This window comes from Bordetella tumbae, from assembly GCF_054780995.1.
In genome coordinates this window covers 345,467-354,344 of record NZ_BAAGVG010000012.1, presented here as the reverse complement: position 1 = coordinate 354,344, position 8,878 = coordinate 345,467, and the positions used below count along the sequence as shown (strand labels likewise).

Here is an 8,878-nt window from a genome sequence, read left to right as displayed (position 1 = left end):
ACCGCAAACACCATAAACAGCAACGCCCGCTTATGCGGGCGTGTCAATATGGGATGGCCGGACGCTTACCGCATAACTGGCAACCGCAAACACCATAAACAGCAACGCCCGCTTATGCGGGCGTGTCAATATGGGATGGCCGGACGCTTACCACGTATGCACTATGGATTCGCTTGAGCCTACTCGCCGACGTCGACGCACACATAGCCCGGAATTCAAGGCCGAATTGATCGCGAGTTGTCAGCAGCCAAGCGTATCGCTGACGGCGATTGCCATGGACCACGGCATTAATCCCTATCTCTTGCGTCGATGGATGATCGAGCTTGAGAGACTGAGGTAGCATGAGCTCGCAAAAGCGTCATCCGTACAACGTGACGTCGCCGCTCAATTCGTCCCGCTACGGCTACCGAAGCCGGAGGCAATCCCGAGCACCATCACTCAAGGCGAGATTCTGATTGACTTGCGGCATCACGATATGACGACATCAATCCGTTGGCCGATGTCTCAAGCTGACCGTTGTGCGGCGTGGCTGCGAGACGTCATGCGATGATCCGCATCGACCAGATCTGGTTGGCGGTCAAGCCGATGGATATGCGGGCAGGCACCGAGACGGCACTGGCCCGAGTGGTCCAGGTGTTTGGGGCTGCTCAGCCGCATCATGCGTACCTATTTGCAAATCGCCGCGCCACTCCCGTGAAGGTGTTGGTGCATGATGGCATTGGCGTCTGGCTCGCAGCCAGGCGGTTAAATCAAGGTCGTGGGTATTCCGTTTCATCGTGACCGATGATTTCGATTTAACGTGACCGGGGATTCCGGGATGGTGACCGACGATTCCGACAACGTGACCGTCGGACTGCTGGTATATACAGCCAGTCCGACGGCTCGAGTTTTTCAATAGTTTGACGTTGCGCATGTAAACAACCCTGGCGGATACGCTTTCTGGCTTTTCTCTCACCGAACGAAGTCCGTTGTTTAAAAATTTCCTGCGCAGGGTGGATCGGGGATGTAGTTCCCGGTCGCTTACCAATGCTCGACATCGATGTCTAAAATCCTCGAAGCATTAACGACGGAGCTACTGGCCGTCCATTCGGCGAGAGCCAATGGTCTCAGTATCGGATTAATCCTTTTCGGACAACAGCGGAGCCGATATGGAATTCTCAGGAGGACTCTCTTTCACAAAAGCATCATCGTTTATTAATTTTCTTGCTTGATTATTGACAATCAAGGCATCGAGGTCCTTTTCATACAAAAAGATATTCTTTAGGATTCCGCGCCAAACATGACCTGGAGCCGGAATATGCCCATCCCCCCAGTCGCCAATCAATGTCAAGAAGTTCCCTTGCTGATGAAATCCAACATTCTCGACTACATCCAGGCCTAAGGCTTCGACAAACTTCACATAATGGCCTGTGTAGTGAAAATCGTCGCTTATATTCTGCATATATATTATTCTATTCGTCAGCTCTCCTCGCCGAGGATTATATAGTCTACACAGGCTTTTAGTAATTCCAAGGGTCAATTTTGGGTCTTTTTCTGCTAAATATATGTAATCCACTCCATAGCAAACTTGTAGAAACTTACGCACTTGCCTTTCTTTATATTTCAATATGTGCGTTTGCGGATTGCATACAACAGCAATAGACTTTGGGTAGAACCTTGAAAAATATAAGCTTGCAAACCCCCCGCCAGAACCACCGACGAAGACTACAGTACTAGCATTAGACAAGCTAATTATCTTGTCTAAAATCTCCGGAATTATGACTTTCTGAGTAGCAAACCCTGTTGAGCCAACATACCACGCCAACGTTATATATTTATCTAGATGCAAGGCGGGGTCGCTTATCGACAGCCTAGAGCATTCGTCCGACGGATGCACACTGTTCCCAGAAAAAATAGGCAATTTTATGTTTTTTTCCCATCGTCGCTGCGCGCCATTAAAGTAAACATACAGCGGTTTTCCTGGTTTTAATTCGGCATAAATATCAATAAAAGTGGGACCAATGTCAATCGTGGTTAACCCATTTCGTATGGCACCAGCCGCCTTAAATTGGTCCAAATTCTTAAAATAGTTTTTAACCCCTCCCCAACGCTTCTCATTACGGAGGCCATTATTGCCTCTAACCACTAGAGGAGGCGACTGAGTCTTGCTTTCAGAAATTATTTGATTCGAACTCAAACATGCTTGACCTAGGGTGTCACTATGAGTGGATACATTGGACATGATTCAAAGCTTATCTAATTGATATTTACCGATCTAATTTTTCACTATTTCATCATTATTACGTGAAAAATTCCCTCGATTTGGTGTAAATCCTAAAATAGGAAGGCTGCAACAGCTCTAGAAATTTGAAGCCAATTAATAAGTTTTGGATGATAATGGACTCCAACTTCAAATAAAAACTACTCGCCCAATCGTTCAATATGGGCGAGTTAGCGGCCTATCAACCAAGGAAATTGGCAGTCTTATTTTTCGTCCTGTCCTGCAGACCATTGCTCTAGTCTATTTAGAATATTAGTGTAAAGCCGTACAGCATAGGCCGCATCCAGTCTAGATCTCTCCACCGTAAGCGTATTTACATCTTTAATGTTATTTAATATAAGCTCATCGGAAGCACCTGTTCGAACATTACCGACCAATGTTGCTTTTACAAGTTCAAGCGCTAGCTGCTGATTAGAAAGTGCTACAGCAGCGGCTTTGGATACACGAGTTGCCATGGATCTGTTTCCTGAAATCAATTGAAGTAGAAAGGGTACACGAGATTGTGCTGCTACGTCATCAAGCATTGCAGGCCTGCGTCCCCACAACCGGATCCAACAGTTGTCACCCGCTAGCCCAATCAACTCATCATAGATTGCGCCAAGAGCACCACTAACTCTTTGAGGATGATACAAGAGTGCTTGTTGGATATAGTCTTCAGCTATCTGCTCGCGTATCTCTCCTGGCATATCTGCAAGCGCAACGACAGCACGACGCAGATCTTTCGGCGAACGAGGTTCGAAGAGCAAATGATGCGAAGACTCGGGGAATAGTTCTCTCATGGCCGGAGTATTGGGCGCAATTGTAGGCACGCCTAGTGTCAGCGCCAACACAGCCACCCCGGAAGTAAGGACTCTGTGATAAGGAAGAATTAAGCCTGCATTTGACCTGAATAGTTCGGCAACCTCTTCGACAGGTATAGAGGTGAGGGTATACGTGATTTCGGGGCGCTCCGAACCTTGAGCCAACAGATCATTTAAAAACGAATCTGCTCGTAAGGGCTTGCCACAAATATGCAATGCCAATTGATGCTGCACCATAAAGTCTTGAGGCAATTTCCTTAATAAATCAGGAATACCCTTATATGCACGCACCAAGCCGAAACATAGCAGCGTGCGAGGATTCGCAGCAGGCCTTCCCGCCCGTTCGATTGTTCGATCAACGGACTCGTAAACATCGAAGTATGCTGGGTGAGGTAGCACGGTCACTTTGGACAGATCTACCAGCCCAGTTTGCTCTTGTAGCACGGATAACGCAGTCTGATTATGAACCAAAATGCGATGAGATAATTCGGCGATATCTTTACGCAAAGACAAAAGCGTCCGCACAAATCGCCACTCGTGAGGCTTAATGTTATGCAATGTCCATACTACTTTGCCGCCGATAGCGATATAGTCTCTCAATTGCTTCACATACTCGCGACGCACTCGTGCTGCCTGAGCAACAGTGGTGCAGCGCGAAAAGAGGGACTCCTCCCAATGAATGTGGTAGATGGAACACTCAGTTGCTTGCTGCCGTTTGATGGCCTTACTTAAGGTGCCCGATACTATCTGGTATCTCGCGTCAATTGCTGTATAGAGGAGCTTTTGATATGGATTACCATAAACTTGTGAATTTATGACTTCGATTTTCATAGCGAGCCAACAGCACCTTCTGCATTAAATTCGAGACCTCGCCGAACTTATCTTAAGCCAGCTCAACCCGCAGTCAGCCTACACCTGGACCACTTAAATTAACGATTTGATGCGGAGACAACTGGGCAAGAGGCTGGCTTGAAAGGCTCCATGCCGCTGCCTTTAAGCGAGCTAAAAATAGGGACATTGCGCTCCAACGCCTGCTCCAATCGAGGGGGCGGGTTCACAAATGCACTCGGCTCGTTCACCAAATTATTCATTACCCTACGCACGATTTCGCGACAAGCATACTTCCTCCCTTCCGGGTGATAAAACGATCCATGCACCTGAATCGTGGCTGCCAATGCACTTACCAATGCATTCCGCAACGTCTTATCCACTTTTTGGGGCTTTCGCCAAAACAAATCCAGCGACCCTTGATGCGTAAGCCCAGGAATGTCATACACTGCCACTCCCAGCACTTTGACCGGCGTGCCTGCACGCAGACTATGTAAGCCCACCGTGGAGTTGATGGTAATTACCCCTCGACTGCGCCGGATTGTCCGCTTCAAATCGCACTCACTAACTGCCAGCACCCGTTCTGCGACTCCATGCTTTTTCGCCAAACGTTCGACCAAACGTTCCCAGCGTTCAATACCGTTATCCAACGGATGTAGCTTCACTATTAAATGCCCCTCTGGATGGGCATGCTCGGCAAAAGATGCGATCACCTCTGCGATCATATCGGCTTGGCGATGGTAGTGCGAGTTTGTACGCAACTGATAATCCGCCTGAATCTGCAATGCCAGCATCCAATACCGCTTACGTTCAATACGCAGTCGTAAGGCCGCTTCCGAGCGTTTGTTCTCTGTGAACATCTTGCGCAACGCGCTGGGTAGCCAACTCAAATAATCGACAAGAGGGTGATAATACTTATCCGCTCGATAAAACGGATACCCATACGGCACCAGTGCCGTCAGTAGGTTATAGACCACTTCGTTAGAGGCTTCCTGCGCAAACCGGTGCGTAAAATGTTCCTTGGGCTGAGTAAAGCTGCGCACACGTCGGGCAATTTGCCGAATGACTTCTGGATCATTGGGAAAATGAGACAGGGCCCCCATCGCACCGCGCTCAAGAGTCAGCCAATCGGGCCGCAAATAACCGAACTCCACCGCATAAGTCCGCACCCCGAGCGAAGCCCCTACCTCTCGTGCCACAGCGTGATACGGGAGTCGATCTGCGTAGTACAGGATGTCGGTAATTTGATGTTCAACCAAGTACTTTCGCAGGAAGAGCCCCCAGCGGCTAAAGCGCCCACGGTAGTTGTCCGCCCCGGGTTTACGCCAATAAGCCCAATCTCCCATTGAGAAGTTGATACGACGCGTAATAGCGCCCGACGATTCAAAATGATCGCAAAGCTGACGCCAGAATGTGGATGGGGGACCCTGTAAAAACAGGATTCTACGCTGCGTGTCAGCTATCATTCGCGACTGCTAATCGGGCACAAACGCCGATAAGAAAAACCTAGTATTGTACTCAGCATCAGTGAGAAATTTGCCGTCTTCTCGCGATTTGATTTGCACATTGAACAACAATACATTACTAATGTTACTAGTCATCATATTGTTAAATTGATGCACTGCAATATTTTATGGCATCCCAATCCTTATTTATGTATCATTATCTTGCATTGATGTACGACGCTGCATATGCTGCACAATCACAAAGCTATACAAAATAGTTACATTACCCTCATAGAAAGAGCGTACCGTCTTGACTTGTTGTTTCCGCCGCTACGCTGACATTGGAACGTAGCGAGCCGATCTCGTTTTAAGACATACATCCCGCGACAGCAGCAAATACCGATGAAAGACTCAGCCTCTATCTTGACCCCCATTCCTGCACATGACTCGCCTGCTCTGCCCACAATGGCTGAATGGCAAGCTTTTCGACAGGCAGCTGAGCTAGCAGACCGTAAGGGCGAAACGCTGCGAATCATCGAAGCGGCCGGCCTTAGCATTGACCTCAGTGCGCAACCTACTTCAGAAGCGTTTACCGAGGCGTCTCATGCTCTGTTACGAGCCCGCGAATTCAAGCAGATGCGCCGCCAGTTGCTTGAAGGCGGCGTCGTCAATCACACAGAGGATCGCGCAGCATGGCATTCCATGCTCCGAGAACCCTCTCCCACTCCTGAAGTGGCTCATGAACGCAATCGACTGCTACAGTTTGTGCAGCGGGCGGACAACGAACGACGCTGGCGCCACGTACTACATATTGGCATAGGTGGTAGCGATTGGGGACTGCGCCTAACTGTCGCGGCGTTTGGCTATACCGGCACCTGGCGCGACATCCGCTTCGTCGCCAACATCGATGGCCACGCAATTGAAGGAGGCTTATCAGGCCTTAACCCGCATGAAACCGTTGTAGTAATAGCGTCCAAATCATTTACTACCGCGGAAACCCTGGAAAACGCACAGCGCGCGATTGAATGGCTCCGCGCTGCTGGCGTTAAGCATCCGGAACGCCAGTTGGTGGCCGTGACTGCTCGCCCCACTATCGCCCGCAAGTTCGGCGTACCAAAAGATCAAATCTTCCCGTTTTGGGACTGGGTTGGCGGCAGATTCTCGTTTTGGTCTTCAGTTTGCGTGTCCACGGCGCTAACAGTGGGTACTGACGTAATGGCAGGCATGCTGGCAGGCGCGCATGCAATGGACGAGCATTTTCGTACGGCCCCCATCAACCGCAACGCACCAGTCCAACTGGCTTTGGCTGGCGTCGCTAACCGGAGCGTATTGGGATTTAGCTCTCTAAATATTTCCGTCTACGATTCACGCCTGTTCCATTTGGTCCCCTATCTGCAGCAATTGGAAATGGAATCGTTAGGTAAATCCGTCACCTTAGCCGGTGAGCCGGTGGGAGTGCCAACTGGCCCTGCAGTTTGGGGGATGCCAGGTACGGATGCGCAGCACACTTTTTTTCAGTGGTTACACCAAGGTGATGGCGCTGCAGTCGATTTCATCATCTGCCAACAAGCAGATCATCGCTGGCCCGACCATCATCAGCAATTGATTGCCAACTGCTTGGCACAACGCGAGGCTCTCCTACGTGGCAAATCGTACGAAGATGTCCTAGCTGAAATGGATAAAAATACCGATCCAGACTATGCCAAATGGTTAGCCAAACACAAAGTCTACCCGGGAGGGCGTCCTTCCAGTTTGATCGTACTACCACGCCTTAGCCCTTACACGCTAGGTGCATTGATTGCACTCTACGAGCACAAGGTCTTCGTACAAGCACTTATCTGGGGCATCAATCCTTTCGATCAATGGGGCGTAGAGCTGGGCAAAACACTCACTTCGCGCATACGTAAAGATTGGCAAAATATGGCAGATGGCAAAACTGTCACACGCATGTCTCACGATGCTTCAACGCAGCATTGGTTACAACGCTTCGCCCCTAGCATATCGCGGGAAAATAGCTGATCAGGATATACTCGTTGGCTGTCTAACAATAAAACAGCCAACGAGTGTCATTAGAACTAAGCGTAGCGGCTATCGTTAAAAACGAAGCTGATTCTTTACTGGAATGGATTGCCTATCATCGCGTAATTGGCGTAGATAAGTTTTTTATCGCTGACAACGATAGCAATGATGGCACCAGCGAAATGCTGCAAGCATTGGCCAAGCATGGCGTCTTGCAATGCATCCGGTTTCCCACACCTGAAAGTGGCAACGCTCAGATGCCCGCATATGCAATGCTACTGACGCATGTACGTGGAAGATGTGATGTCGTAGCATTCATTGATGCGGACGAATATCTCTTGCCCATGGACGGCAGCACATCTCTTATACCTTTCATCGATAAACTATTTGCGAGTCCCGACGTTAGTGCGGTGGGCCTAAATTGGGCAAACTTCGGTTCAGGCGGAGCTCTGTTTGCTGAGGACGGCCTTGTCATTGAACGGTTCACCAAACGGGCCCCCCAAAGCTTTGGTGTCCATTATCATATTAAAACGTTGTTGAGGCCAGAACGAGCCATCAAATTTGCAAATCCTCATTTTGTGCAACTATCCGGTGGGCGATACATTGATGCAACGGGCGAGGACATCATCCCTCACTTCAAACACGGTAAAGGTCTTAGTAGCAAGATTATCTGGGATGAAGCACGCGTCAATCACTATGCAACGAAATCCCTTGAAGAATTCTTGGTTGGCAAAAGTCGGCGCGGTAGTGCCACGAAGAAATCTCGAGTAAAGCATAAAAAATACTTTCTCAGCCATGATCGCAATGAGGATGATTGCCTGATCGCTAAGGAACTGAGTCCGCTGGTAAAAAACGAAGTAGAGTACTTGACACAACTCATGATGCCTACAGATCCGTCTACCCCCCAGCCACAACGCAACTCTTGGCGTACGCTGATCCAGCGCCTGCGATCCAAATAGATTCCGCTAAGTAATGCCACCAATGGTTAGCAACACAACGTTTTCGAAGGCGCGGGATAGATTAACGCAGTGGTAACCATAAGACTCTATAACTTCTTAAGAGTGTGGTATTTTGTACCAGCGTGCTGAAGTATAGACGTTGGCCGCAAATAGAACGAATACATCGTCGTCATTTATTTTTTAAGTGCAGGAACATTATGATCAAGTCATTTATTGTTAAAGGTAGATCAGGCGACACAATTTTAGGGCTTGGGGAAAATAACGAACTGTTTTTTTCCCACCGGCCCGCTAATAAGATTTATCTTTCCACTGTAGATATGAAGAGTGGAGCGCTTCATGGAAGTGAAATAAAACCTATAGTCGTTGAAATTAATTTCTTAGAAGGGAAATATTTCATTCGCGACAAAAAGACCAACAAAATATTCTCGTCGAAAATCTCCGACATTGCGACAGATGAGGCTTCCTTTGTGCCCACGATGGGCATTGCAAAAGACTCGTCATTGTTCGATATTGAGCCAGTTCATTTACCCAACGAAGCAACCCGGGATTTCAAAAAGGTAAATTTTT

Annotated in this window: 8 protein-coding genes; 5 read left to right on the top strand and 3 right to left on the bottom strand. The window is 48.6% G+C overall.

Translation table 11 applies throughout. The features are described 5' to 3' along the window. Window positions 1-130: 130 nt before the first annotated feature. Together ACYVI2_RS12195 and tnpB are read left to right on the top strand one after the other, a co-directional pair. Complete coding sequence (locus ACYVI2_RS12195) at window positions 131-340, top strand: transposase (protein WP_415821467.1); 210 nt, start codon at window positions 131-133, stop codon at window positions 338-340. 206 nt (window positions 341-546) lie between these two features. Then, entirely contained in the window at window positions 547-780 is a 234-nt protein-coding gene (tnpB, locus tag ACYVI2_RS12190; RefSeq protein ID WP_415821466.1) for an IS66 family insertion sequence element accessory protein TnpB, read from the top strand. A 337-nt stretch (window positions 781-1,117) separates the two neighbouring features. Here tnpB and ACYVI2_RS12185 read toward each other — a convergent pair whose 3' ends face one another. The 3 genes from ACYVI2_RS12185 to ACYVI2_RS12175 form a co-directional block, all read right to left on the bottom strand. Continuing rightward, window positions 1,118-2,221, bottom strand: coding sequence for a hypothetical protein (locus ACYVI2_RS12185; RefSeq protein ID WP_415821465.1), 1,104 nt, complete (start codon window positions 2,219-2,221; stop codon window positions 1,118-1,120). Window positions 2,222-2,463: 242 nt separating this feature from the next. Continuing rightward, window positions 2,464-3,891, bottom strand: coding sequence for a glycosyltransferase (locus ACYVI2_RS12180; protein WP_415821464.1), 1,428 nt, complete (start codon window positions 3,889-3,891; stop codon window positions 2,464-2,466). A gap of 98 nt (window positions 3,892-3,989) precedes the next feature. Further along, window positions 3,990-5,354 carry a capsule biosynthesis protein gene (locus ACYVI2_RS12175; protein ID WP_415821463.1) on the bottom strand — a complete coding sequence of 455 codons (1,365 nt, stop codon included), beginning with the start codon at window positions 5,352-5,354 and terminating at the stop codon, window positions 3,990-3,992. A 381-nt stretch (window positions 5,355-5,735) separates the two neighbouring features. Here ACYVI2_RS12175 and pgi point away from each other — a divergent pair, with 381 nt between their 5' ends. From pgi to ACYVI2_RS12160, 3 genes are all read left to right on the top strand, one after another. Beyond that, entirely contained in the window at window positions 5,736-7,352 is a 1,617-nt protein-coding gene (gene pgi / locus ACYVI2_RS12170; protein ID WP_415821462.1) for a glucose-6-phosphate isomerase, read from the top strand. Between the two features lie 44 nt (window positions 7,353-7,396). Next, the gene (locus tag ACYVI2_RS12165) at window positions 7,397-8,311 is read left to right on the top strand and encodes a glycosyltransferase family 2 protein (RefSeq protein ID WP_415821461.1); all 915 of its coding nucleotides are present in this window, start codon (window positions 7,397-7,399) and stop codon (window positions 8,309-8,311) included. A 197-nt stretch (window positions 8,312-8,508) separates the two neighbouring features. Continuing rightward, window positions 8,509-8,878 (top strand): hypothetical protein (locus tag ACYVI2_RS12160; RefSeq protein ID WP_460490310.1); only part of this gene is annotated, 370 nt, incomplete at its 3' end.